This window comes from Agarivorans sp. B2Z047 (assembly GCF_023373605.1).
In the GTDB taxonomy this organism is placed as follows: domain Bacteria; phylum Pseudomonadota; class Gammaproteobacteria; order Enterobacterales; family Celerinatantimonadaceae; genus Agarivorans; species Agarivorans albus.
Window position 1 is genome coordinate 1707176 of record NZ_CP088080.1, and the last position, 23334, is coordinate 1730509.

General features: G+C 43.4%; 23 protein-coding genes. 17 read left to right on the forward strand and 6 right to left on the reverse strand.

Going from position 1 to position 23334, the window contains the following annotated elements; genetic code table 11:
- Positions 1-166 precede the first annotated feature (166 nt).
- A complete protein-coding gene (locus tag LQZ07_RS07805) occupies positions 167-820 on the forward strand; it encodes a hypothetical protein (protein WP_152779793.1) in 654 nt (217 codons plus the stop codon).
- A gap of 379 nt (positions 821-1199) precedes the next feature.
- Here LQZ07_RS07805 and LQZ07_RS07810 read toward each other — a convergent pair whose 3' ends face one another.
- From LQZ07_RS07810 to LQZ07_RS07820, 3 genes are all read right to left on the reverse strand, one after another.
- Positions 1200-1718: an AAA family ATPase gene (locus LQZ07_RS07810; RefSeq protein ID WP_152779791.1), complete on the reverse strand. Its 519-nt coding sequence runs from the start codon at positions 1716-1718 to the stop codon at positions 1200-1202.
- 69 nt (positions 1719-1787) lie between these two features.
- Positions 1788-1943, reverse strand: coding sequence for a hypothetical protein (locus LQZ07_RS07815; RefSeq protein ID WP_194164055.1), 156 nt, complete (start codon positions 1941-1943; stop codon positions 1788-1790).
- 553 nt (positions 1944-2496) lie between these two features.
- Positions 2497-2706 carry a hypothetical protein gene (locus LQZ07_RS07820; protein WP_016402421.1) on the reverse strand — a complete coding sequence of 70 codons (210 nt, stop codon included), beginning with the start codon at positions 2704-2706 and terminating at the stop codon, positions 2497-2499.
- A gap of 562 nt (positions 2707-3268) precedes the next feature.
- Here LQZ07_RS07820 and LQZ07_RS07825 point away from each other — a divergent pair.
- The 13 genes from LQZ07_RS07825 (at position 3269) to LQZ07_RS07885 (ending at position 18153) form a co-directional block, all read left to right on the forward strand.
- The gene (locus LQZ07_RS07825) at positions 3269-3898 is read left to right on the forward strand and encodes a TnsA endonuclease N-terminal domain-containing protein (protein WP_152779789.1); all 630 of its coding nucleotides are present in this window, start codon (positions 3269-3271) and stop codon (positions 3896-3898) included.
- 53 nt (positions 3899-3951) lie between these two features.
- Positions 3952-5892, forward strand: coding sequence for a transposase (locus LQZ07_RS07830; RefSeq protein WP_371923306.1), 1941 nt, complete (start codon positions 3952-3954; stop codon positions 5890-5892).
- 1 nt (position 5893) lies between these two features.
- Positions 5894-6865: a TniB family NTP-binding protein gene (locus LQZ07_RS07835; RefSeq protein ID WP_152779787.1), complete on the forward strand. Its 972-nt coding sequence runs from the start codon at positions 5894-5896 to the stop codon at positions 6863-6865.
- Positions 6846-8507 (forward strand): TniQ family protein, encoded by a 1662-nt coding sequence (locus tag LQZ07_RS07840; RefSeq protein ID WP_152779785.1) that lies wholly within the window; start codon positions 6846-6848, stop codon positions 8505-8507. Before LQZ07_RS07835 ends, LQZ07_RS07840 begins: the two co-directional genes overlap by 20 nt.
- A gap of 505 nt (positions 8508-9012) precedes the next feature.
- The gene (locus LQZ07_RS07845; protein ID WP_152779783.1) at positions 9013-9942 is read left to right on the forward strand and encodes a peptidoglycan-binding protein; all 930 of its coding nucleotides are present in this window, start codon (positions 9013-9015) and stop codon (positions 9940-9942) included.
- Between the two features lie 5 nt (positions 9943-9947).
- On the forward strand, positions 9948-10514 hold the full coding sequence (locus LQZ07_RS07850) for a hypothetical protein (RefSeq protein WP_249483589.1): 567 nt from the start codon (positions 9948-9950) through the stop codon (positions 10512-10514).
- A 209-nt stretch (positions 10515-10723) separates the two neighbouring features.
- Positions 10724-11794, forward strand: coding sequence for an extracellular solute-binding protein (locus LQZ07_RS07855; RefSeq protein WP_016402412.1), 1071 nt, complete (start codon positions 10724-10726; stop codon positions 11792-11794).
- A 44-nt stretch (positions 11795-11838) separates the two neighbouring features.
- Complete coding sequence (locus LQZ07_RS07860) at positions 11839-12954, forward strand: ABC transporter ATP-binding protein (protein ID WP_152779780.1); 1116 nt, start codon at positions 11839-11841, stop codon at positions 12952-12954.
- Entirely contained in the window at positions 12944-13801 is an 858-nt protein-coding gene (locus LQZ07_RS07865) for an ABC transporter permease (RefSeq protein WP_249483590.1), read from the forward strand. The genes LQZ07_RS07860 and LQZ07_RS07865 overlap by 11 nt, the downstream gene beginning before the upstream one ends.
- A gap of 9 nt (positions 13802-13810) precedes the next feature.
- A complete protein-coding gene (locus tag LQZ07_RS07870) occupies positions 13811-14665 on the forward strand; it encodes an ABC transporter permease (RefSeq protein ID WP_152779778.1) in 855 nt (284 codons plus the stop codon).
- 155 nt (positions 14666-14820) lie between these two features.
- Positions 14821-16041 carry a multidrug effflux MFS transporter gene (locus LQZ07_RS07875; RefSeq protein WP_249483592.1) on the forward strand — a complete coding sequence of 407 codons (1221 nt, stop codon included), beginning with the start codon at positions 14821-14823 and terminating at the stop codon, positions 16039-16041.
- Positions 16042-16282: 241 nt separating this feature from the next.
- Positions 16283-16924 carry a 2OG-Fe dioxygenase family protein gene (locus LQZ07_RS07880; RefSeq protein ID WP_152779776.1) on the forward strand — a complete coding sequence of 214 codons (642 nt, stop codon included), beginning with the start codon at positions 16283-16285 and terminating at the stop codon, positions 16922-16924.
- Positions 16921-18153, forward strand: a complete 1233-nt coding sequence (locus tag LQZ07_RS07885) for a cysteine desulfurase-like protein (RefSeq protein WP_152779774.1) — start codon at positions 16921-16923, stop codon at positions 18151-18153. Before LQZ07_RS07880 ends, LQZ07_RS07885 begins: the two co-directional genes overlap by 4 nt.
- Before the next feature lie 8 nt (positions 18154-18161).
- On the opposite strand, the gene LQZ07_RS07890 is transcribed toward LQZ07_RS07885, so the two are convergent.
- Both LQZ07_RS07890 and nadK read right to left on the reverse strand, forming a co-directional pair.
- The gene (locus LQZ07_RS07890) at positions 18162-18866 is read right to left on the reverse strand and encodes a flagellar brake protein (RefSeq protein ID WP_016402405.1); all 705 of its coding nucleotides are present in this window, start codon (positions 18864-18866) and stop codon (positions 18162-18164) included.
- A 27-nt stretch (positions 18867-18893) separates the two neighbouring features.
- Positions 18894-19775, reverse strand: coding sequence for an NAD(+) kinase (gene nadK / locus LQZ07_RS07895; RefSeq protein ID WP_040307335.1), 882 nt, complete (start codon positions 19773-19775; stop codon positions 18894-18896).
- Between the two features lie 153 nt (positions 19776-19928).
- On the opposite strand from nadK, the gene grpE reads away from it, so the two are divergent.
- The 3 genes from grpE (at position 19929) to can (ending at position 21675) form a co-directional block, all read left to right on the forward strand.
- Positions 19929-20558, forward strand: coding sequence for a nucleotide exchange factor GrpE (gene grpE / locus LQZ07_RS07900; RefSeq protein ID WP_152779772.1), 630 nt, complete (start codon positions 19929-19931; stop codon positions 20556-20558).
- Positions 20559-20728: 170 nt separating this feature from the next.
- Complete coding sequence (locus LQZ07_RS07905; RefSeq protein ID WP_016402402.1) at positions 20729-20986, forward strand: DUF1289 domain-containing protein; 258 nt, start codon at positions 20729-20731, stop codon at positions 20984-20986.
- An 86-nt stretch (positions 20987-21072) separates the two neighbouring features.
- Entirely contained in the window at positions 21073-21675 is a 603-nt protein-coding gene (gene can / locus LQZ07_RS07910; RefSeq protein ID WP_016402401.1) for a carbonate dehydratase, read from the forward strand.
- A gap of 64 nt (positions 21676-21739) precedes the next feature.
- Here the strand turns inward: can and LQZ07_RS07915 are convergent, their stop codons facing one another.
- On the reverse strand, positions 21740-23074 hold the full coding sequence (locus tag LQZ07_RS07915) for a dicarboxylate/amino acid:cation symporter (protein WP_152779771.1): 1335 nt from the start codon (positions 23072-23074) through the stop codon (positions 21740-21742).
- Positions 23075-23334 lie beyond the last annotated feature (260 nt).

Genomic DNA, 23334 nt, shown 5'->3' on the forward strand with positions numbered 1-23334 from the left:
ATTATCCATCAAAAAAGTATTTCTCATACAGAGTTCTATAAGGTCTATTTGAAACAAAGTATCTTCAGTGTATGCAGATCATTATGACCGTGGCTAGAGGGTTTAGAAACGTTGTCCATAAATAGAGAATATGACTCAAGTAAATTTGAAGTTATTGGTAATATGTATGAAGGCATTAAGCAATAGCTTTAACGTCCGCATTAGCGTTAAATGGCAGGAGATAACATTGATAATTACAAAGTTTAAATCTAAAAAGTCAGGCAATGAAGAGTTACAGTTAATATCAGCTCAGATGGATGTAATTCGGTCAGGTATAAGGTCATTGATCTATGCTCGACAAATTGATGTGCTGAAAGATAGCAATACTTACTTTTGGATATCAACTTGTAATGCTCACTATGGTCATTTCATTGAATCGTGGGCTAAATGCTTTGGCAAGCAAAGTGAGGATACTCATTGGAAACACTTAGATATTAAAAAAGAAAGTTTCCGCAAAGAGATGTTTAAAGCCTTAAATATTCATAGTGGTGAGTTTGTTCTATATCTGAAAGATGCTCTTGCTTTGAGAAACCAGTTCTTTTCGCATACTGATTTGTCACAGGACTCTATCACTCTAAACTTTCCTAAGCTCGATTTAGCCTTAGATTCTTTTATTTTTCTATACAAAGTGTTGCAAAGGCGCTTATTGGATGCAGAAAGTTTAGTGGTAGACCAAGGCCCTCGCAGCCTTGAAAGGTGGATCACCAACTTAAAAGAAGAAGCGGACCAAGTGATAAGTACGTCGTATAGTGCCAGCAAGGATATCAGGGAGCACCAGTGAAGCCATTTAATCGAGTAGCCGGAGGTGAGCCGCACCTTTAGTTTTGGACACTGGCTTCAGTGAACTTCCCATACTTGAGCTTATCCGTATCTTTCTAATTTAAGTGATTACTCTAAGAAGGTTTTGTCCAATGTCGATTACGGGATGTAAACAACAGTTGTTTGAGTACCTAGAAAGTGGCTAGGATTCTCAGGCTTTACCATTACTTTGATTTCACTTCCCACTTTTACAATCTCACAACCGCAATCAGTTTCACTGGTTTCGATTGTACCAGAATGATAGCGAGGCTAACTCATGGTTTTCTTATGGCATAGTCGATTTTGTCCTGCACCTAGTTTTTATTCGACACTCCTAGTTGGCTCAAGATAGTATTATTTTTTCACCCTTCGGTAATCGCACCGGCAAAACTTAATCGTCCGTACCATCCTGGCGAAAAGGTTATATGTTCGTCTAACCATGTGTCATCAGCACTAGCAAAAATCAGCGTGAATCCGGTAGCGTTTTTAAGCCACTGCTCCCACCAGGTCCATAATGCATCTGTAATGTCATCGTGCTTACCCGCCAAAATTTCGATGTCGTCGATAAACAGTACGCAGTTTCCCTTCCGTACCAATTTGCAAGTTTCAGCGATAGCTTGCTCCCAATCGGTTAAATTCGGGGTAGGAATAGCAAACACCTCAGAGAGTTGGTTCGCTAAATCTAACAACTCATCAGCAAGCTTAAGGTCTCGTCCTCTACCCACAACTCTATATACCGGCACACCCAAATACTCAGAGATTGTCCGTATTAAGTATTCCGAGTTGATACTTTGCTGCTTCCTTATAACGTTGACCTTTGGGCGCTCACCCGGCTTAGAGAGCTGTTTGTAAAGGCACTTAAGGCTGCTTGAATGTTGCAAAACAACTCCCGTTTAGGCTGTTACATTTGAACAAATAACCAATACTTGGAGTAGGTCGCGGGCAATTTCCTAACGACTTCTCCGCTTGAGCTTAAGCCCACGCCGTAAGAGTTTTTCTCTTAGGTTTTCTCGTGCTTGAGTCATCGATACGCCAGGGTTTACAAACTCATCACCGTCAAAAGGGTTGGGAATTACCCGACGCGCTACAAAGTGTCGCTTCTTCATACAGTTAGCGCCTATATCTGTGAAGTGACCACTGCTCCCGTCGAGGCTGTTCCTTCGTCTCCGTAACAAGGTACGCTTCACTCTTACTCAATTTCAGTCTCTGACAACGCGATGAGGCATGGGTAGAACGTCTTAGCAAAACACGCTATTGATTCAGATTTACTCACCAGTCACTCCAAACTCTTTAGTTAATTCTAATTCACATCTATATAATTCGCATGGCAGAAAAACCTGTTTTTCTAATATATTCAGTTAGTTTCGAAGTGATACTTACTATGTAGATGAACAGTATTTGATATGCGATTTACTGTCGTAAGTTAAGTTGTCAACTTAAAATATCTGTTTATTTTGGGGTATTGAAGACCCAAATTAAGCACGATAATCATCGGAGTGATGCTCCGCTAACTACGTCTTGATTTGCTTTTATCCTTGCAGTTCAGCGAGCCTAATCTAGCGGACTCTCTTTGGATCATTAACAAGGTCTTAGGCAATTGGCTATAGCAGGTCACTTCACTGGTATATTATATCCGTAGTCAACCTATTATTGCTCGCTTTAGAATTCAGCACCCTTAGGCTCGTCATCTTCATCATTGAGCTTCTCATTCAAATCTATTTCAACACCGTCGATGAGCTTATCTACCGATTCTCGCATCTCTTGAGTAAGCGGTACTGAGCATTTCAGTAAGTCTTGAAAGGCATCGTCATAGAGCGCTTCTGCGTCCTCGGGGGGCGGGTTTATCTTCCCCTTCGTATCTTTGGTCATCACTTCTACTCCAATACCAGTTTTCAGAAAATTACAAAACACACACTATTCTGGGCAATTAGATGAAGGGGTGAGCAACCAACCTCTTGCCTATCGCTTCGCGGTGTTAGCAGTCCCTTTTCGCCGAACGAGTTTCGCTTTGAGGTTTTCTCTCGCTTGTGCGAATGAGACCCCAGGATTAACAAATCCAGGTTTTAGAAAAGGATTGGGGATAACCGCCGGGACATTTTCTTCTTCATATCGGTTCTGTAAATGCATGAATCTGAGAATATAGCGTAACGAGTCGTGCAATGAGTTTACGCCACGGACTAATCTTCGCTTATAGCAAAAAGTTCTAAAAAAACTTGATGCACTAGCTCTTCACTCCATGAAAAATACCAAAAATCAAACTTCTTAATTTTCAGGTATTTAGCAAAAAACACAAGCACTACACTGACATTTTATTAATTATTGCTAATAATAAGTCATTGATAAATAAAGGATTATTAGCATTTGAATATGGTTATTTTGTAAGCGCTCGACTATCTTTCTTCTCTCAAACTAAACACGTAAGGAGCAAGAAATGAGTCTAAACAGACAAATCAATAAAGCGTCAACGATGAAAATCGCTCGCAACGATTACAGTATAACAACAAGGAGTATGCAGGCCATGGAATCGATGCTTGAGAGCGATGTTGGTCTGATGCTCGATTTTGATAAAACAGTCACCGCTTTCACTACTCAACCAGATAGCCTTTTAAACCACGCAAAGGAAGGGAACTGGCGTCAGTACACACCTGATTTACTGGTGATGTATGGCTCAGAATCCAAGTTTGGTGAAACTAAGCCTGAAGCGAGAACCCATTCGGACAAGTTCAAGCAAAAGTACGCACTACATCAGCGTATTGTCAGGGAGCAAACGGGTACTGAACTCGAGCTCTTTACTGAGCCAGACGTCCACCCACACCGGCTGATTCAGCTGCGACAGCTCAAAGCATTTCATCGTTTTGAGGCTATACCGACACTGAATCAACAAATCATTCAGTTCATTGAGAGCCGTGGTGGAGTGGCAAAACTAGAGGAGCTAGAGTCGATTTGTGAGCAGCATAACGCATGGGTTTCCTATCCGATGGTGATGCTCGCGCATCAAGTCATTCGCAGTGTGGCTCCAAATGTGATTACTCGTAGCACCGTGGTGGAGGTGGCAGCATGAATTCTCTAATGTCAGCAGCTTCCTCTACCTACTAGCAAAGTCCCACCTGTTTCGTGAAAGGCATGCTCTTAAGCTACGACGGTGATGAACACATCGTTCGCAATGCCGAGCCCGATTACATGATCCTCGAAAACACCTTGACCCATGAACCGAGAATGCTCAAGACCGAGGTATGGTCGCTTGCTTATCAGGAAGGGATGTTAACTGTCACCGAAAAAGACAACACGGTTGCCATCCACCCCATCACGGATGCCAAGCAACTGCTTGAAGCAGAGCGCTGGTTAGCCTATCTAAACGAGTTAGAGGTTTGTGGTTCACCGGGCTCCATGGATACTAGGCTTCAGGCCATCGAACTTGTTTCAGCGCGAATAAACGACCCCAACCCACCGCATCAGATGAAGCTCTATCGTATGCACCAAAAGTGGCTTAAGAAGAGCAAGAACATCCAAGCTGTACTCAATACCAAACGGACGCGCACCAAGCCAGTAATCGGAAAACAGTTAGATTTCGCGATGGGCATCATTGATGAACATTACTTGGTTGAACATGGTGGTAATCGTTCCGCATTATACCGCACTTATAAACAGGCGTTTTACTTGGATGTTAACCAGCGAAAGTATGAACTTTCTGGCTCGCCCATGTCCAAAACCTCCTTAGACAATTTACTCGATGAACTCGATCCATTCCAAGTCACCGCCGCACAAAAAGGGCTTGATGCGGCCCGCGCTCTGTTCAGAGACAGCAATGAGAAGATCATTACTTATTATCCTGGAGAGCGCGTCGAAATTGATGCGGTTCATTTGAATTTAGGGGTGCGTTGCGATGAAACCGGAGAGTACCTTGGCCGGATTGTACTCTTTCTCGCGATCGACGTTCACACTCGGTGCGTGCTCGGCTACTCAATCGTTCATGGGACGAATCCTTCGGAATCTGCTGAGGCAGTTATCAATCTGTTACGCCATGTTGTTTCACCAAAAGCCAAGAATGGTAATTACCATAATGATTGGCACTCAATTGGTGTGCCGAGTTGTTTTCACGCTGACAATGGCGCGGGGTTTATCTCCGAGAGTGTGTTACGTTTTTGCGCCATGCTGAATACCGATTTGCACCGCTCTGAGTCTAAAAAGTCGCAGCGCCGACCATTCATTGAACGTTTCAACAGGACGCTCCGAGAGCAGTTGTTGACCAAGATTCCAGGGTATCTCGGTAAGCGCATTGACGAGAAAAATTTCAACAAAACCGTCGAGGCTGCTGCTGTCGTTACCTTGTCTGAGTTCACGCGATATCTAGAGGAGTACATCGCCGACTATTACCATCAAAATCCGCACAAAGGTTTGGACGGGCTTAGTCCTGCTCAAAAGCTGTCTCAGTGCAAAAAAGATTTTTACCCAAGGCCTGTACCTAACCTTGCCAAACTGGATGCATTGATTGGTGCTACTTATGAGCGGACTATTCAAGCGACGCATGGCATACAGATAGAAAACCTTCACTACCACTCTACAGAGCTTAAAAATCTGCGGTTTAAGTTGTTACAGAAAAAGCGGAAGTCTAAAGACCGCAAGACCAGCAGTGACAAAACAAAAGTTAAAGTCATCTTCAATGCTAGAGATATTTCGACGATTACCGTTCTTGTCCCAGGAAAGATGGAGATGTTGGTTGTTCCTCTGCGTGATAAAACGGTTGCTCCGGGAACGTCACTTGTTGAATACCAAGCTCAAAAACAAGCGGCAAAACGGGGAGTCAAACCACCTGTACCGAGAACATTTCCTTCAAAGCATGGTGCGCATCCGAAGCCTAAAAAAGGCAAAAAATCGTCTAATGCGCCAAAGTCTAAAGTCGTCGATAGTACTGATTATTGTACCCAGGTGACGCTTGATGAGGGTATCGGTCGCTTAGCGCAAGATGATACTAAGCGTACATCAGTGCAAACCAGCACTTCAGTGCTAGAGCCTCCTATCCCGGATTACTCCCGAGAATTGTCTGGAGGGCGATAGCATGGATGAGCATAACTATAACCAAGAGCTTGATGCCTTTTTGGCACGTACGATTTTTTACCCTAAGTTCAAGGTTGCTTACGACACGTTGACTCATATCTACAAATTTGGCGGTCGCGATGCTGAACTGGTGGTGTTGATAGGACCTGTCGGGGCGGGTAAGAGTCATATGATTGAGCAACTGATGCTCGATTACCCGATTAGGGACACCGATGAGCAAACGTTCAGACCTATCTTGTATGCTCGCATACCACCGGAGAACACTTACGCGGGCTTACTCGGAAATCTGCTTGAAGCAATGGGAGACCCTTTACCGTGGCGCGGCTTGGTTGTTGAGCGTCGTATGCGGCTTAAGCACTTAATTACTCAACAGCAAACTCGGATGATTACATTGGATGAGTCTCAGTCGGTCATTCCTCGTTCTGGAGCGGACGCTAAAACCGCAAACGTTAAACTGCTGCTTGAGCTGATGAATGATCTAAAGATCCCCATTTTGCTGGCTGGTAAGGAAGACTTACTGGCGCTGATGGCCGCAGACGATGCCATACGTTCTCGTACCCGCTGTAAGTTATCACTCAGTTATTTCTCATGTATGACGAGAGCTGGAACATTCGACTTTGCCGACTATATCCAAGGCCTGATAGGGTTCTTTCCTCGTAAGGTGAAAGGGTTCAATTTTTTCAGTGTGTTAGATGATGGGAAACCAGTACTTAAGAAAGACATCAGTACTTTGATTCGGTTAATACTCGCCACTGATGGCTGCCCTCGTAGTATTAGGTTCTTGTTCAAAGCGGTTATTGAACGTACCACTTCGGATACAGTTGTAGAACTTAAGCACTTTGCGGACGCTTTCTACACAGCGAGCAACCTGGAAATACCGCTGAGCTTTAATCCGCTTCTTGATAGCGAGTCTATTGCTAAAGTTTCAGAAGAAGCAGAACGTCGGGGGTTGTATGACAGCGATGCCTTCTGAACTGCCGTTGCGCCCAAGACCAATGGCTAATGAGACACTGTTGGGCTATTTGTTGCGGGTCAGCCATACGAATGGCTACCGCCAGGTTCAAACAATGCGTGATTTGTTTGGCTTGGAAGGGATGCCACTCCCTAGTATCACCTGCGACAACCGGCATCTAGATAGAGTGGCGTCTAGCATGTCCAGACGTCTTCGTTTGTCCCCAGAAACGCTTGTAGTTCATTTTGAAAACGAGCTCGATGGGGCGTTCGACGATGGTCGAGTTATCAAAAGTATTGTGGTTAAGTCACCGAAGGTTTGCATAGCGTGCATTGCAGAAATCAAACCGATTCAAGCAAAGTGGCGTTTGACGCATGTGACTCATTGTGAGGAGCATTGCCAGCCGTTGGTGAGCTGCTGCCCCGAGTGCCAAACGCCATTAAAGTGGACTCCGCAAATATACTCCAAGTGTGAGAATTGCCAAGTGGAGTGGAGGGAGAACGAGTCTAAAGTGGATTCTCTGCCGCTGTATCAAGTGGCTGAGCAAGGGCTAAGTCTGGTCCAACAACAGCATTATCGTCGCCATCTTTATCGCATGGCAGGAATGGCAATGCGATTCTACGACTTTCAAGCAGCTGCATACGCAGTGTTTCCAGATGATGTTCAAAATGTTTCATCGCTATTCGAATTTAGCTACCGTTGCCTAGTCGATGAAAAGTTTCGTCTTAGACAGTTTCAAAGCCGTGTCGACTACTGGAAGAAAAAGGGTCTACTAGAGCATATCCCTCATAGCTTCTTTATTCATTTACATGCCAACTATATTGAGGAGCTGGGGTTTTTGCCTCGTCCTCTTATTTGGCCGGTGAAGCCTTTTCATGTGATGAGCTTTCAGTCTAAGCGGGTTTCAAATCCACATGCTCACCTTAATTTCCGTGATGTTGGCACTCATTTCCTTGTAGATCGCCGAACCTTAGCTGATTGTTTGAGTGTTGCAACTTCGGACGTGACTTCTATGGTGAAGGCTGGCCTGTTGAGCCCGAGCTATGACTCAACATCTTTGCGTTACTCTTGGTATGACGTGCGTGATATCGACCAGCTTCTTGCGCGTTTGATGGCATGTACGAAACCGATGAGTGCTTGCTATACCTCAGGGGAACTAATAACTGTTTTCGAAGCGCAAATAGTCTTGCGCCGTTTTAACTGGTCAGTCGCAGATATTCTCGTATTGCTGATATCTAAGCAGTGCGATTCGTTCCTAAAGGCTAGCGAGTTAAATTTTTCGAATTTGGCGGTTAATCGTGAGCAGTTGTTCGATGCATTGAATAAAAGGCTGGGCAAACAAAATGACTACAATGAACATACACTGGCGAGAGACTTCTATGTTCCTCCTGAGGTACGAGAGCGTTTTTACGATTTTGTTCGGTCGGAAAAAGCGAAACTTCCAGGGGAGCAGAACAGTTTGCTGTTCTTCACCGATCACTATGTCGTGCTAAACCAATGGTGTCGACTTCGAAAACTATCTATTCCAAGCATTTTTCGCCATCTAATGAAGCAAGGTATCGTTACTGAGTTTTCAGAAATGGCTGGTCGAGGATTCTATGTTTTTAGAAAATCTGATCTGCTTGAGCGTTCTCTTTCTGAAGTAGTAAAAAACGACAGCTAACTGAAAAGCCCCATTCCTAACCTTCTCACGCAAGACTAATCTCGCTCTTGCGGGATGCCGAAATATCGGCATCATTTCCTTGCAAAAAAACTAGTCTTTTCTATGATTTACAGGACACCAGCTTCGCGGCTGGTTTTTGCTGTTTAGGGCTCGTTACACACGAATTGTGAAGGTGTGTTTTTCTGCTAGAAAAATGACACTCTAGCCTGGAAATCCTATTTCTAATGACAGGTTTAATTGGAAAATATGCCCAACCTTAATTGTATATTCACTCCCTAACTGACAGAAAAATAACAATTACATCTTTTCTGTAAATTTCACTTTTAGGTTTGAACCTACAAAAATTCTTAAAGCTAAAAGGCAGCTGATGGGAATCTTTTACCAACGTGCCTCCATCCTTGATTTTTAGGGATTTTTAATTGTCTGTTTTGTCATTAAGTGTTAGTGTCCCAATTTTAACATGTTTAAATTTATGGGCTTTTTATAGCCACTTCATGGATGGAAGATGCAGTTATCTATTAATTACTCTGTTGGCCGAAGAGGCTTAAATGCTGATGAGGATGTAAAGCTAATCCAAGTTTTACTCAATTGTTATAGAAGCAAGTTTTCACCTTTAGCTTGTTTGGCTGAGGATGGGAAGTGCGACAGGAAAACTGTTGCGGCTATAGATTTTTTCCAGCGTAACGATGTAAAAATGAAGAAGGTTGATGGGAGAGTCGATCCTAACGGCACAACGTTTAGCCGATTAACACGCTACTTCAAACCCAAACAGCAGGCTGATATTGCAAAGTATCAAAACGGTAAACTTACTTGGGAACGTTTACTCCCTGGACTTTCACCCAGTATTAAGCCGGCTGATAATAGTAATTTAGATTCACTTACAGACTACTTGGTGACTTATAAGTCGGATATAGCCGAATCAGCAAGAATAGTATCTGAATATAGTAAAAAAGTGATAAAACTCGCTTTAAAAGAAGCCGGAATGAAGCATGCAGTGATTACGAGTACTCTGCGCACTCCCGCCCAACAAGCGGCGATAATGTATCGAAATGCTAAAGCTAACTTACAAAAGCAATACCGACTTTATGGCTCAGTTGGAGATAGAGTGCTAGATGTTTACGCAGAGAATTCTTCAAAAGGTAAAAGTGAAGTTATTAAGCTTATGGAAGAGAAAATCTTGGCTGAGTTAGCTAGTGGAAATAGAACTTCTAAGCACTGCGTAAGTATTAGCGATTACAAGAATCTCAACATTATTGATATTGGTGTTAACTCAACAAGAGCTGCGTCTCTTGATAGCTTCAATAAAGTAAAGTTTACGAATGCATTAAAAGCTTTAAAAACAGAAGGTTATATTAGTGGGTTTATCGACGAAACGAGTAAATCTAATCAGTGCTGGCATATAGAAATAAAGCCTAATGTAAAGACTATACAGTGAGGAAGATGATGAAATTTAAACTTGCCCCAAAAATTGGCTTGATTATGTTGTTACTAATCACTTCTTCGATAAAAGCTGATGAGTGTTTTATTCCTGTAGTTGGTTTTGAAAAGGAGCTTAAGCAGTCAAAAGAAGTTGTAAGTGTTGTTACTGTTGGACCTGTAAAGAATCCGAAGACGGGAGAACTTCAAATACAACACTTTGCCACACTAATAAACGGTGATGTGTTAACTGTTCGCGAATTGAATTGCTTGATGTGGAACTTGGAGGTGAGTCTTCTATCTCAAAAAACATCTGACGTATCGCATATCGCGAATCAGTTGGCTAACGCTATTAACCTTAGTCCACTCGGCAAAAGGTTCTATAAAAATACAGATATAGAATCGGTTCTGATAGCTAGTTTCAATAAACATAGTGTAGACAAAGCATTTCATGAAGTATTGTACGATGAGTTGAACGTGGCTTCTGAAAATGCTGAACCATTTTTAGACCATCTGCCATTAACACAAAAAGCAGTTTATTCCCCTTATAAGCAACTAACCAGTGTCACTATTAGTGTTGGTGGCTTGTAAATTTTTGTCACTGAATGGGCAACAAAATAATAAGTTGCCCTTTTCTTAAAGATACTTTACTTCACTGCTTCACGCCTTCTAAATTTACGACTACGCTTTTACTTGTCACATTAGTGTCATTAAATTGGTGCATGTTTATCAAATACTTGTTGTAAATAAGCCGCTTTTGTCGGTAAACCATTTAACCGTAGAACTACATGGAAGAGATTATGTTGAATAAACGTTTATCATTAAGTGCCTTGGCACTTAGCATGGGCGCAATGGTAAGTGCGCAGGCCAATGCTGAAACTTTACGTTTGCTTACTTGGGGCGGCTATGCACCACAAGAAGTTATCGAAATGTTTGAGAAAGAAACCGGCATTGAAGTAAAAGTGACTAAATCAAACAACGAAGACATGATCTCTAAACTTCGCGCTACTGGCGGCTCGGGGTTTGATTTAGCCCAACCTAGCCAAGACCGCATCACCGGTGTGCAACAACAGTTTGGCATTTACCAGCCTATCGATTTAGCCCGTATTGAGCAGGCCCAAATTATTACCTCAATGTTAGATGCTACCAAAAAGAATACCGCTGTAGGTGAGCAAGTATTTGGTGTTCCTCATGTGTGGGGAACCAGCGGCTTGGTAGTAAATGGTGAAATGGCAAAGGATGTTGCTGATTACACCGACCTATGTCAGCAGCAGTACCAGGGTAAAATTTCTTATCGCTTAAAGCGCCCTACCTTAATCGGTTTTGCTTTTGCATTGGGTGAAGATCCATTTGCTGCTTACGCTGATCCCGTTAAGTACCAAGAAATATTGAACAAAGTTGAAAAGACTCTGGTGGAATGTAAGCCTTTGGTTAAGACTTACTGGTCTGGCGGCGACGAGTTAATGAACTTGATGCGCTCTAATGAAGTAGTTGCCGCTATGGCTTGGGATGCTGGCGGTTGGAAGCTAAATCGCGATCAACAGAATATTCAGTTTGTAGCACCTAAATCTGGAGCTTTGGGTTGGATTGATACCTTTGCCATTCCTAAAAAGTCTAAAGCAGTAGATGCTGCGTACAAGTGGATTAACTTTGTTATGCGCCCTGAAGTAGCAGCTAAAATTACCGAAGCTGCAGGTAACTTCACCGCTTCTAAAGGTTCAGACGCTTACGTAAACGAACTGGCGAAGTCGCAGTTTAACGCCAGCTTTAGTAGCGACGACATCGACAACATTAAGTGGTATCCCGCTGTTCCTGCTGGTTTAGAAGCAATGGAAGGCAAAGTACTGGATCGCGTACAAGCGGCCAACTAGTTTTATTGGGGCGCTCGCGCCCCTCTGCTTTATTTGGAAGTACTATGGCGGCAAACGCTAAATATGATCTTGAATGTAAACACCTTTCCAAGCATTTCTCAGAATTTACAGCAGTAGATAAGCTTAATTTCTCGGTTGAGGCTGGCTCATTTTTCTCTATTTTAGGCCCTTCTGGCTGCGGTAAAACCACCTTATTAAGAATGTTGGCTGGCTTTGAATCACTCAGTGAAGGTGAGATTCAGATCCATCAAAAGCGGGTTAACGAGCTAGCGCCAAATAAGCGTCCAGTGAATATGGTTTTTCAGCACTTGGCTCTTTTTCCGAACATGAATGTGTCGGAGAACATTGCTTACGGATTAAAGCGCCGTGGTATTAAAGCCAACGAGCGACAGCATAAGATTAAAGATGTGTTAGAGCGAGTGGGCTTAGATGGCAGTCAAAACAAGCAAATTACTCAGTTATCGGGCGGGCAAAAACAACGCATTGCGATTGCGCGTAGTTTAGTACTGGAGCCTCGATTACTGCTGCTTGATGAGCCGTTAGGCGCACTAGATTTAAAACTGCGTGAAAAAATGAAAGTTGAGCTAAAGCACTTGCAGCGCGAGTTTGGCACAACCTTTATCTACATAACTCACGATCAATCTGAAGCCTTGGTGATGTCAGACAAGGTGGCGGTAATGAACAATGGCCGCTTTGAACAGGTAGCCAGTCCGCAGCAGCTGTATTATCAACCGAATACGGCGTTTGTGGCCAAATTCGTTGGCCAAACCAATGCGCATTCAGCAGTGGTGTGTGAACAACGACAAGGTGTTGCTTTACTTAAAACCGCTCGAGGTCGCCACCTGATCGTAGCGACTACTATTGATCAAGCAGAAAAGTCGGTAGTGGATGTATTTGTGCGGCCAGAAGCCATTGGAATTTGTGAAGCGGGAAGGGAAGTTCAAGCCGATAACCAGTTTGATGTAGAAGTTGAAGAATGCTTGTTTGATGGCGCAAGTTCCACATTGGTAGTTAAAGATACTCACCATCAAGACAGTTATCGAGTGGCTCCAGGTGCTAGTTTTTCTTTGCAGCACATAGTTCCGGGCAGTAAGTTACGAATATTTTGGGATGCTAAGCAAGCAATTTGTATTAGCCAAGAGGTGAAGGGTGAAAGCTAAAGGGCTTGGGTTTTACTTATTGCTGCTTCCTTTTGTACTGTGGTTTGTTCTGCTTATTGTATTGCCACATTTGCAGATGCTAGAGCTGTCTTTCATCAAACGGGATTATTTGGCAGGGGACAGCGTAGGTTGGTACCAATACCAACAGTTTTTGGGCGAGCCGCTTTATTGGCGAACCTTATTACGTACAGTATGGATGTCGTTGTTAGCCACTTTTATAACCTTGCTAGTGAGCTTTCCAGTGGCATTTTTCATCGCAAAAGTGGCTCAAGGTAAAATTAAACGTTTGCTGTTGTTAAGTTGCTTACTGCCTTTCTGGGTAAGTGAGTTAGTGCGCACTTACGGTTGGATGATCTTGCTACGTGAGTCTGGTGTGATTAGCCAAGGTTTAATGGCTCTGGGTTTAACCGAGCAACCGATTGAATTTTTGTACAACGATGTGAGCATGTTAGTGGGGTTGGTGTATACATCAATGTTGTTCATGGTGGTGCCATTAGTAAGTACTTTAGAGGGCTTGGATCAAAGCTTAATAGAAGCCGGTTACGATTTGGGCGGCAATGGTTGGAACGTTACTACCTCAATAATTGTCCCTTATGCTATGCCCGGCATTGTATCGGGTTGCATTATGGTGTTTATGCTTTGCCTGGGAAATTATTTAACACCGCGTTTATTAGGTGGAAAAGATAGCCTATGGTTTACCGAACAGATTTTTACTCAGTTTATTACGCGTTTTAATTGGGAACTAGGCGCTGCTTTTGGAGTGATTTTGTTGCTGGTTTCGTCTTTAGTTGTGGCGCTGGGTTTAAAGCTAAGTGGCCAATCATTCAGTCGTACTTTGGGACGTTAGGGGAGCCTTATGTTGCATCAATTACGTGGCCCTGCTAAATCTCTTTATCAGTTCTATATGGTGGGTTTCTTAGTCTTTTTGGCACTGCCATTAAGCATTGTGGCGGTGTTTGCTTTTAATGATAGTTTGTTTGCAGCACTACCTTGGCAAGGCTTCACCTTGGATTGGTTTATTGGTCAAATCGAACCTAAGCTGGGCATTCTTTACGATGATGGTTTGTTGTCTAGCATTGCGGTGAGTGCTTCGATAGCGTGTTTTGTTACCTTGTTTTCCTTACTGCTTGCCACGGCTAATGCTTGGCTGTTCATTCGTTTTGATTTCCCAGGCAAGAACTGGTTATACATTGGTTTATTGTTGCCTTTAGTGATACCTGGAGTGATTTTAGGGGTGGCAATTTTAGTCGCCAGTAGCAGCTTGGCGAACAGCATTGAGAACAGTTTTGCTTGGGAGTTAGAGTGGTTAAGGCCGGGGTTTGTGTTGGTGGTGATTGGACAAGTAGCGTTTATTACCACTATTGCTACCTTGGTGGTGTTAGCTCGCTTACGTAAGTTCGATTTTAGCTTGGAAGAGGCGGCGCTAAACCTAGGGGCTAATTCTTGGGTAGCTTTTGTTACCGTGGTATTGCCGTTTCTTAGCCCCGCTTTAATCGGAGCTGCGGTGGTTAGCTTTTTAATGTCTTTCGAAAACTTTAATACTACCTTAATGCTGGTGGGTTCCGACGCGCCGCTGACTATTGCTATGTATGACCGCTTGCGAGAAGGGTCAACACCAGTGCTCAATGCTGTGTCATTATTGTTGATGCTTGGCTCTGCTTTTATTGCTTTGGTATCGATGTTATTTGATAGCAAAAGTAAACAGGATTAAGTTCTTAGTGTTTAATAAATAACAACGTTTTGTTGTAGCTTATGCACTTAAGTTGACGATAAAAGTTAAAAATTAGCTGCGCTGTTATTGTTTATCGCTATTGCGATTTGAGAGTGATATAACCAACAGCTCACTGTTGTACTAGGGAGTAGTTGGTGAAACACAGCAGTACCCACTCTAAAGCCTTTATTATCTTACTTGCAGGTATGATGTCGTTGGTAGCATTGTCGGTGGATGCAATGCTACCGGCCCTGGTAGCCATTGCCGAAGATTTCGAACTGGCTAATCCCGCGCATGCCCAATGGACCATAACATCACTGTTTATAGGCCTTTCGATTGGCCAACTTGTTTATGGGCCATGGTCAGATGCGGTTGGCCGAAAACCTCCTATCTATGTTGGTTACCTACTATTTATTGTAGGTAGCATTATCTGTGTATTGTCTAGCTCGTTTGCTTGGCTTATCGCCGGGCGAGTACTGCAAGGTATGGGAGCAGCTGCGCCAAGAATTATTACCATGGCCTTAGTGCGTGACAAGTTAAAAGGCGCTGAAATGGCGCGTATTATGTCTGTGGTGTTTTCGGTATTTATTGTCGTGCCGATTTTGGCCCCCGCGGTGGGCCAAGTTATTTTAGGTCTGGCCCACTGGCGTTGGATCTTCGGCATGTTATTGCTAATGGCTATTGCTACTGGTCTTGGGTTTTGGCGGGGACAAGAAGAAACTTTAACCTTAGATAAACGCCGCCCTCTAACATTACAAAGCTTTGTAGAAGGGCTTAAGTATTTATTGCAAAAGCGCAGTGCGCTGGTTTACACCATTGTATCTGGTTTTATTTTTGGCGCTTTTATGGGTTACTTAAATAGCGCGCCATTATTGTTTATTCAACTCTACAATCAAGCCGACAACTTTGCGCTGCTGTTTGCTTTAGCGGCGATTGCAGTAGGTGTTGCATCGTTAGTGAATGGTCGCTTTGTACTTAAGTTAGGCATGCGCTTAATGATTAAGGCTGCGTTGTGGGGCTTACTTGCCCTTACGAGCGTATTTTGTTTATTACTATTGGCTAGCAGCGGAGTGCCTCCTCTTTGGTGGTTAATGGCTTATTTGATCCCAGCATTTTTCTGCATTGGCATTTTGTTTGGTAATTTAAATTCATTAGCCATGGAGCCTTTAGGAGCAATTGCAGGAATGGGCTCGGCGTTTGTGGCTAGTATTTCTACGTTGGTGGCTATTCCCATTGGTAGCCTTATCGGCCTTAGTTTTAACCAAACCTGTTATCCAGTGGTTATTGGATTTGGGTTAGTGGCAGCGAGTAGCTTGTTGCTAATCAAGTGCTTCGATAATCCAGATGTTGAAGACAAGCAATTATCGGTTTCTTAAAGCATAAAATATCGTTTTAAATCTACATCAAATCAGCGGCTTAAGGCAAAACTGGAGAGTTTTTCTTTAATTCGCTGATCAGTTGTTACAGTTTGGTGTTTTAACTAAGTACTGGAAAGATACATTGGTTTTAAATGTTGAATTCATGGTTTTTTGTGATTCTTAATACTGCTTGGTGTGGCGCTGGCAGCTGTTTGTTATTAGTCTTGATGTTATCACTTTGTTAACCAGAGATTAATCCATGAACACTCACGCAGATTGTTTATTACAGCTAAACCATTTAAGCGGTGCCGCAGTGCACGATTTATCGTCTTCATTTGATAATCTTCCTCATACTAAGCATGCCGATGGGCAATACCGTTTACGTCGCTATTCTGTTGTACGTATTAATGATGGAAAAGTGCAAGCTCTGCCAGGTCGGAGCTTTGTGCAAAGTGAACAAGTTAATCACTTTCAAGGCGATGTTATTCGTCAGTTTGAGGATATTGAGCAGAGCATTATTGCTTCTAAAGGCATGTATGAAATGTGTGCCCTTTTCTTGGAAGCAAATAGCTTAAGTGAGCGACAAGAAATTGAAATTCATCAAATTAGAATTGCCGCGCAGGCTTCCGATACACCGGTTGCCCCTGAAGGTGTGCATCAAGATGGTTTTAGCCATATCGCCGTAGTGGGCATTCGTCGTCATAATATTGATGGTGGAGATTTCATGGTGTTTAAAGATAAACATCAAGCACCGATTATGACCTTAGCACTAGACAGTGGCGAGGTAGCCTTACTTGATGACAGTAAGCTTTGGCACTATGCAAGGCCAATTCGTGCTCATCGCCCCAGTGAACCGGGCTTTATGGATGTATTTGTATTAACAGCAAAGGATGAAGCATGAGTTTTTCTGTAGAGGCTGCACGCAAGCTGTTTCCTGCCTTAAATGCTAGGGGGGATGAAGAGTCCTTAATTTATCTAGATGGGCCAGGGGGCGCGCAACTGCCCGCTTCGGTGCTGCAAGCCATGAACGACTATTTTATAAAAGGTAATTCCAATCTAGGCGGCGCTTTTGCTAGTAGCAAGCATACTGAACAGGTTGTAGAAAAAGGAAGGCAGCAGGCTAAAACCTTATTGAATGCCGCTAGCGCTAATAACATTGTGTTTGATGCCAATATGACATCCTTAACCTTCAAGTTGAGTAGGGCCATAAGCCGAGACTGGCAAGCTAATGATGAAATACTGGTGACCGCACTTGATCATTATTCCAATGTGTCGAGCTGGCAACAGGCAGCTGCCGACAAAGGGGCTAAGGTTCATCAGGTGAGAGTTGACCCAGTTAACTGTAATTTGGATTATGCGCACCTAGAGTCATTGATAAATTCTAGTACCCGCCTTATTGCGCTTACTTATGCCTCTAATACCAGCGGTAGCATTGTTGATTTACAAAGGGTTATCCATAAAGCGAAAAGCGTAGGTGCAATGGTTTATGTGGATGCGGTGCATTATGTGCCGCACCGTTTAGTGGATGTGCAACAACTGGGCTGCGACTTCTTGCTCTGTTCGGCTTACAAGTTTTTTGGCCCTCACCTGGGTATTGCTTATGTGGCCGATCCTTGGCTGGAGCTGCTCAAACCTTATAAAGTTGAGCCAGCATCCAATATCGGCCCAGGTCGTTTTGAAACTGGCACCCAAAGCTTTGCGGCTATTGCAGGCATGAGTGCTGCAGTTGACTACTTGGCTGATTGGAACCCACAGCAAAATAAGCGAGCAGCGTTAACCGCCAGTTTTGAGCAGTTTGCCGCGCATGAACAAGCTTTAAGCGAGCATTTTTTGGAGCGCTTGGCTGCCCATCCGCAAGCCACGCTTTATGGTGAGAGTAGCTTGCAGCGTAGCCATATGCGCACCGCAACGTTCTCGTTGCGCTGGCCAAATATTCAACCGCAGCAAATTGCCGCTATGTTGGGTGAGCATAATATTGCTACGTGGCATGGGCATTTTTATGCGCAAGGCATGATGGAGCAATTGGGGTTAATGGATAAAGGCGGGGTGCTACGCGTAGGTTGTATGCATTACAACACTCATCAAGAAGTCGACCGCTTGTGGGACCTGTTAGATAGTTACTGCGCCTAGTAACCTTTTTATACGTCTAAGGCTAGGTGAGCAAATAGCTCATCTAGGTCGGTAGCACCTTCAAACTTTATACCCACTGCAATATGGTTATGACCATCTCGGCTTTGGCTTTTAATATTGCCTTCGATTACTGTGTCATTCTCTGGTTTCCCAGGAATTCTAATGTACACAAACACGCTATCAAGTAACAGTTTGCCATTGCTTTCTGGCCACGCCATCTTGAAGCGGCAACCACCGGCTGATAAATCGAGAATAATGCCGTCAAAGCTTAAATCGTTTTCAATTTGCTGGTCACTTACAGAGGAGCGGTGAGTAACGGTTGCTGGAATGCGTGTACTCGCGCGTTGCTGTTTACGTAGGCTAAAACGCTCTACTTCAGATGGGTATTTAACAAACAATAAGTGCTTAGGGGATTTGATGATGTCGGTAATAATGCTGCGAAATGCAATACATTGACCGGCTTCTCCTTCAATGATTGAACGGATCACGCAAGCCATGCCTTCCACTAATACATCACCATGGCCTTGTTGAGCATATTTAGGCACAGCAAAGATAAGAAAGTTAGCGTCATCTAAACCAATAAGCTTACATTTAATCCGTACATTACCTACTTTTACAAACTGCACATCTAAAACGTCGCCAAAGCGCAGTTGTCGCATTATTTCTACAACTTCTTGGCGTTGGTTAACGCGAGGGCTTGGTGTAGCTGGCAAAATAAAACTTCCTTATTACATGTTTGCTTAAAACAGGCGGCTTCCCCAGCCAAGCTTAGTCCGTAATATCTTAAAGTAATCATAGCTTTTAGGATGAACTAGGCGCAACGGGTGATTTTGCTTACGAATAATAACCTCGTCCCCAGGCATTACCGGTAGTGATACATGACTATCACAGCTAATGTTCATATGGTCGCTATTGTCGTGAGACAGCTTGAGCTTAATTTCACTATCGCTGTCTACAACTATTGGCCGTGAACTAAGGGTGTGTGGAAACATCGGTACCAGTGCGATGGCATCCAAATTAGGAGTAAGGATCGGCCCGCCAGCAGATAAAGAGTAAGCGGTAGAGCCTGTTGGCGTGGTAACAATTAGGCCGTCGGCGCGTTGGCTAAGCATGAAATGGTCATCAATATACACTTCAAACTCTAACATTGTGGCTACTTTGTCGAGGTGAAGTACCACTTCGTTCACAGCACTATTGCGGCTTTTTACTGCGTTATGGCGCAGCACTTTGGCTTCTAATAAGCAGCGTTTCTCGGTAATAAACTCACCTTGCAACACTTCCTTTAAAGGGTGTTCAAAGTTAAAAGGGTCTAGATCGGTTAAAAACCCAAGGTTGCCGCGGTTAACACCTAGCACTGCTATGTCGTAGCGCGACAATACTCGCGCGGCCCCCAACATATTGCCATCACCGCCAACCACAATCGCTAAATCAGCTTGTTCCCCTACTTGGTTAATGCTAACCAGATTAAGCCCATCAATGCTGAGTTGTTGGCCGGTCTGCTCTTCTACCAATACGCTGTATGATTGTTCAATCAACCAATGGTAGAGCGCTGTTAAGGTATTATTGGCTCCCTCGTGGTGGGGTTTGCCAATTAAACCAATAGTGTTGAAGGTTTGAGTCATAACTTGTTGATTTAACATTGTGTTGCTAGTGATTATAACGTGTGGTTTTACTACTCAGCCAGTTTTATCGTGACTATCACTTGAAAGCGGCGGTTTGATCCCCATAATATGCAACAGATTTAAGTTATTTGTGAAGAATTACGGAGACCCTGCATGAGCAGTGAGCAAAACAAACCACAAGCCGAAGAAGTGGTAGCGGAAAACGAAGTAGAGCAACAGGTTGAAGCGATAGACGCTGAGCTTGAAAGTGAAGTGGAAGAAGAAGCTGCAGAGTCTGCTGGTGAAGAAATTAGCGTAGCTGAGCTACTTGAGCGTTTAGCAACTGCGGAACAAACCGTGGCTGACCAAAAAGACGGTGTTATTCGCGCGAAAGCAGAAGTAGACAATATTCGCCGCCGCTCTGCTCAAGAAGTAGAGAAAGCACGTAAGTTTGCTTTAGAAAAGTTTGCTAATGAACTGCTACCGGTTATCGACAACATGGAAATGGCTTTGCAACACGCTAACCGTGAAGTCGAAGCCTTAACTTCGATGATTGAAGGTGTTGAGTTAACCCTTAAAACCTTGATTGATGCTGTGAAGAAATTTGGTATCGAAGTTGTTTCACCGCAGGATGAAACCTTTGATCCTGAGAAGCACCAAGCGATGGGCATGCAAGAAGTTGAAGGTGTAGCGCCAAACACTGTAGTTGCTGTACTGCAGAAAGGCTACGAATTAAATGGCCGCTTATTGCGTCCAGCAATGGTTATGATTTCTAAAGCTGCCTCGGTAGACACCAGCGCATAGTCATTATTGTTTAGAAAAAAGGGCCTTTTGGCCCTTTTTTTGTGGCTGAATTTTAGCGTGTTTTTGGATCGCGATTTGGCGAATTCTTTGACCTAAGTTGCTTGGCTATGCCATTGTAGAGGTATGAATAAAAATTATTCGTATTGCTCAAAAGGTAAGCATTGCAGCAAATGGAACAGTTAGAGATTTTCGACATTCCCAATCCTTGTCGTGGTATTTGTCAAACAAATAGCCGCGGTTTGTGTATGGGCTGTTTCCGAAATCGCGATGAACGTTTTGCTTGGCAAACCTTAGAGCCTGCTCAGCAGCAGAACATATTACGGCTAACCAAGCAGCGCAGGATGCGTTTTATTCGTATGCAGCGTAAGAAGTTAGCGGAACAACAGCAGCAAAACTCGGTACAAGATGAACTGCCATTTGGTGAGTAAATGCTGTGCTAAATAGTGGTAGTTATCTATCACATCGGGCAATATATGCCTCTAGTAGTAGGGAAGTGTTGTTAACTAGAGGTCGTATGAGTGATTTAAATCAGCTGATAAGTAATAATCGTAGCTGGGCTAAAAATATAAAAGAACAGAATCCAACCTTCTTCTGTGATTTGTCTGAACAGCAAAACCCCGAATTCTTGTGGATTGGTTGCAGTGACAGCCGAGTACCTGCCAACCAGATTGCTGGATTACCCCCTGGTGAAGTATTTGTTCACCGCAATATTGCTAATGTGGTGGTGCATACCGATTTAAACTGTTTGTCGGTTATTCAATATGCTGTAGATGTTCTCAAAGTAAAACATATCATTGTGACTGGCCATTATGGTTGTGGTGGCGTGTTAGCGTCGATGGAAAACGAACAGTTTGGTTTGATTGATAACTGGCTACGCCATCTTAAAGATGTTTACCGTTACCATGAAGCGGAGCTGGATGCTATTGAAGACAAGAAGCAGCGTGCTGACCGTTTATGTGAGTTAAATGTGGTGGAGCAGGTTAAAAACGTATCGCAAACTTCTATCGTGCAAAATGCTTGGAGTAAAGGCCAAGACTTATCGGTACATGGTTGTATCTACTCTATTCAGAATGGCATTTTAAACAATCTGGATATCTCGATATCTGGCAATAGTTAGACTGTATTAGTAATCATAAAAAAACGCGGCCATGGCCGCGTTTTTTGTTGGTGTGTTTGTAAGCCTAGGCTTTTTCGGCCGAGGCCAAGCTGGTATCTGATTCACCGTGAGGAAGATGTACTTCTTCTTCAGATAAACCTGCTTGAGGATTGTTGTAAGTCTCTACGTTTAAATCGCCTTCCGATTTAGCTACAGCAACCGTCACCATGCTATCACCAGTAATGTTTACTGCTGTGCGCACCATATCTAACAAGCGGTCTACACCAATAATTAGCGCAATGCCTTCTACCGGCAAACCAACTTGTTGCAATACCATTGCTAAGGTAATTAAACCAACACCAGGAACACCAGCAGTGCCTACTGACGCAAGCGTTGCCGTAACAATAACCATTAAGAAATTGCCTGCTGTTAGGTCTATGCCATAAACCGTTGCAATAAAGATAGTCGCTACACCCTGCATAATTGAGGTGCCGTCCATGTTGATGGTAGCGCCTAAAGGTACAGTGAACGAAGCTGTTGAGTTACGCACGCCTAGCTTATGAGTAGCTGTTTCCATAGTGACTGGAATAGTCGCATTTGACGAGGCAGTACTAAAAGCAAATACGATGGCTTCACGCATCTTCTTAATGAAAATAAGCGGGTTTAAGCCAGTAAGTACTTTTAATAGTGAAGGGTAAACCAACAAGGCATGCAGTAGTAATACAACCAATACCACCATGAAGTAGCTGAGTAAGCTAGCAATTGCGTCAAAACCAATTTCAAAGAACAGCTTCGCTAGTAACGCAAATACGCCGTAAGGGGCTAGGTTCATTAAAATGGTTACTAACTTCATGATTACTACATTGAAGTCTTCAAAGTGTTTACCAATGCGCTTGCCTGGCTCACCAGAAATGGCAATTGCGATACCAAATAACAATGCAAACACGATGATTTGCAACATGTTGCCTTGAGCCATCGAGGCAATAGGGTTATCGGGGAACATATCAATGATAACTTGGCTAATGCTTGGCGCTTCTTTCGCAACAAAGGCTGCTTCGGTAGTTAACTCTATGCCAGTACCTGGGCGAATAAGCAGTGCAACTGCCATGGCCAGTGAAATAGCTATCGCAGTAGTGGCCAAATAGAGTAGTACTGTTTTACCGCCAAGGTGGCCTAAGCGAGCAGTGTCTTTCATTGAAGATACACCACACACTAAAGAAACAAATACCAATGGAACCACTAACATCTTCAAGCTTGATACGAAAATCGAGCCAGTGATATTGAGGATGCCGTCAACGATGTAATCTTTGACTAAGATAGACTCAGCAAAAAAGGTTTGTAAGAACACCCCTAAGCCAATACCGGTAATCATACCTATTAGTATTTTATGAGTAAGACTCAGTTTTGAATCGTTTTTCATTTCCCTTCTCTCTGTATTTTATGCAGGATTTAACTCTGCATATAACCTAAAGTTGCGCGCATAGTATCACAGGTTATAAAAATAGCCATTTTTAGCACTGTATTCGGGCTATTCTGTTGGTTTTATGAGCTAAATGTGTGATCGCTTGCTCAATACCTAAGCACTCTTGGATAATTTGCGAGAATAGGTTTTTAGTGAGTTTTTTTTATTTTTTCCCTTGAAAAGCAATTTGCCGCCCCCACTTAGTTCTCAACAACGAA

Excerpts from the sequence above, each read along its gene's own strand:
- LQZ07_RS07805 (WP_152779793.1), top strand. The coding sequence starts at position 167 with ATGAAGGCATTAAGCAATAGCTTTAACGTCCGCATTAGCGTTAAATGG.
- LQZ07_RS07815 (WP_194164055.1), bottom strand. The coding sequence starts at position 1,943 with ATGAAGAAGCGACACTTTGTAGCGCGTCGGGTAATTCCCAACCCTTTT.
- LQZ07_RS07820 (WP_016402421.1), bottom strand. The coding sequence starts at position 2,706 with ATGACCAAAGATACGAAGGGGAAGATAAACCCGCCCCCCGAGGACGCA.
- LQZ07_RS07825 (WP_152779789.1), top strand. The coding sequence starts at position 3,269 with ATGAGTCTAAACAGACAAATCAATAAAGCGTCAACGATGAAAATCGCT.
- LQZ07_RS07835 (WP_152779787.1), top strand. The coding sequence starts at position 5,894 with ATGGATGAGCATAACTATAACCAAGAGCTTGATGCCTTTTTGGCACGT.
- LQZ07_RS07840 (WP_152779785.1), top strand. The coding sequence starts at position 6,846 with ATGACAGCGATGCCTTCTGAACTGCCGTTGCGCCCAAGACCAATGGCT.
- LQZ07_RS07845 (WP_152779783.1), top strand. The coding sequence starts at position 9,013 with ATGCAGTTATCTATTAATTACTCTGTTGGCCGAAGAGGCTTAAATGCT.
- LQZ07_RS07850 (WP_249483589.1), top strand. The coding sequence starts at position 9,948 with ATGATGAAATTTAAACTTGCCCCAAAAATTGGCTTGATTATGTTGTTA.
- LQZ07_RS07855 (WP_016402412.1), top strand. The coding sequence starts at position 10,724 with ATGTTGAATAAACGTTTATCATTAAGTGCCTTGGCACTTAGCATGGGC.
- LQZ07_RS07860 (WP_152779780.1), top strand. The coding sequence starts at position 11,839 with ATGGCGGCAAACGCTAAATATGATCTTGAATGTAAACACCTTTCCAAG.
- LQZ07_RS07870 (WP_152779778.1), top strand. The coding sequence starts at position 13,811 with ATGTTGCATCAATTACGTGGCCCTGCTAAATCTCTTTATCAGTTCTAT.
- LQZ07_RS07880 (WP_152779776.1), top strand. The coding sequence starts at position 16,283 with ATGAACACTCACGCAGATTGTTTATTACAGCTAAACCATTTAAGCGGT.
- LQZ07_RS07885 (WP_152779774.1), top strand. The coding sequence starts at position 16,921 with ATGAGTTTTTCTGTAGAGGCTGCACGCAAGCTGTTTCCTGCCTTAAAT.
- nadK (WP_040307335.1), bottom strand. The coding sequence starts at position 19,775 with ATGACTCAAACCTTCAACACTATTGGTTTAATTGGCAAACCCCACCAC.
- grpE (WP_152779772.1), top strand. The coding sequence starts at position 19,929 with ATGAGCAGTGAGCAAAACAAACCACAAGCCGAAGAAGTGGTAGCGGAA.
- LQZ07_RS07905 (WP_016402402.1), top strand. The coding sequence starts at position 20,729 with ATGGAACAGTTAGAGATTTTCGACATTCCCAATCCTTGTCGTGGTATT.
- can (WP_016402401.1), top strand. The coding sequence starts at position 21,073 with ATGAGTGATTTAAATCAGCTGATAAGTAATAATCGTAGCTGGGCTAAA.
- LQZ07_RS07915 (WP_152779771.1), bottom strand. The coding sequence starts at position 23,074 with ATGAAAAACGATTCAAAACTGAGTCTTACTCATAAAATACTAATAGGT.